This window comes from Pseudomonas sp. MWU12-2037, from assembly GCF_023242345.1.
Taxonomy (GTDB): Bacteria; Pseudomonadota; Gammaproteobacteria; order Pseudomonadales; family Pseudomonadaceae; genus Aquipseudomonas; species Aquipseudomonas gingeri_D.
The window spans coordinates 1-1,540 of sequence record NZ_JALLIZ010000046.1; the positions used below are offsets into that span (position 1 = coordinate 1).

2 protein-coding genes are annotated in these 1,540 nt (G+C 59.5%); both read left to right on the forward strand.

The annotated features are described in order from the left end of the window. Window positions 1-1,102: ShlB/FhaC/HecB family hemolysin secretion/activation protein (locus tag M5B42_RS32015; protein WP_248748060.1), on the forward strand; the 1,102-nt coding region annotated here is incomplete at its 5' end. 36 nt (window positions 1,103-1,138) lie between these two features. Continuing rightward, window positions 1,139-1,540 (forward strand): filamentous hemagglutinin N-terminal domain-containing protein (locus tag M5B42_RS32020; RefSeq protein WP_248748061.1); only part of this gene is annotated, 402 nt, incomplete at its 3' end.

A 1,540-nucleotide genomic window follows, 5' to 3' on the forward strand; every position in this document is an offset into this window, starting at 1 on the left:
ACTGGCGCCGGGCAAGGAAGTCGGTGGTAGCGAGGTGCTGGTCAAGAACAACCCGCAGAAGCCTTGGCGCGCCGGGCTGTCGAGCAGCAACGACGGCCAGAGAAGTACCGGTGAGCAGCAGATGGGGGCGACCTTCGATTGGGACAGTCCGCTGGGACTGGCCGATCAGTTCTCCCTGCGCGGTGGTCATGACATCGTCAGTAACCAGGAAAAGAACTCGCGCAACGCCATGCTCTATTACAACCTGCCATTCGGCTGGTGGAACCTGAGCTACACCTACAGCGAAAGCGATTACCGCACCCAGCAACAGGCCAGCGGTTTCAACTTCGAGTCGACCGGTGATAGCCAGAACCACCAGGTGAAGCTGGAGCGGGTGATCTACCGCGATGCCCTGAGCAAGACCTCGCTCAATACCGGCGTGACCTACCTGCGCACCAACAACTATATCGAAAAGAGCAAGCTGGCCGACAGCAGCAACCGTATGAGCGAAGCGCAGTTCGGTATCACCCACGGTCGGCGGATCGGCAGTGCTTTCGTCAACCTGGATCTGGGGATGCAGGATGGCATCAGTGCTTTCGATGCCCAGGACAATGTGGCGAATTTCCGGCAGGGCCTGCCCGACGCCCGTTATCGCAAATACACCGCCACGCTCAGCTACCTACAACCGTTCAAGCTGTGGGGTGAGTCGTTCAGTTTCAGCAGCCTGATGACGGGCCAGCGCACCAATGATGTGCTGTTCAGCTCGCAACGCATGAGCCTGGGCGGGCAGTCCTCCATTCGTGGCTACAAGGATCAGACGCTGTCGGGCGACAGCGGCGGTTACTGGCGCAATGACCTGCGCTGGAGCCGGCCAGTGACCTGGGACTGGCTACAGCCCGTGCTTTCCGAATACGGCACCAGTATCGGTTACGACCAAGGCGTGATTCGTGATGGGCGCTACAGCGCCGAACAGCATGGGCGCATGACCAGCGACTCGATTGAGCTGTTTGCCCGGGGCAAGCACCTCGCCGCCACCGTGACCTTTGCCCATTCGTTGGAGCGACCGGGGCCGATTACCGAGCGTGAAACGCCGATCTATTTCCGTATGGACTTCTTCCTTTAATTCAACTTACCGCACTCGTTGCATTGAGAAATCGACATGGACGTTCGTCAGTTTGCCTTTCTGGCTAGGCAGCCTTCTGCTGCCCTGAAAAACCGTGAGCACTTTTGGGGACTGCCCAAGCGCGGGCTGGCATTCATTCTGGCGAACGCGATGTTCTGGCAGCCGTTGCTGGTTCAGGCGGATGGGATCGTGGTCAGTGCGCCGGGTACGACGCTCGGGCAGGCGGGCAATGGCGTCCCTATCGTCAATATTGCCGCGCCGAATGCCCAGGGGCTGTCGCATAACCAGTTCACCGATTACAACGTCGGGACCAACGGGGTCATCCTCAACAACGCCACGGCGCGGACCCAGTCGACGCAACTGGGCGGGATTATTCTGGGTAACCAGAATCTCAACGGCACGGCGGCCAATATCATTCTCAACGAGGTGAATGGCGCG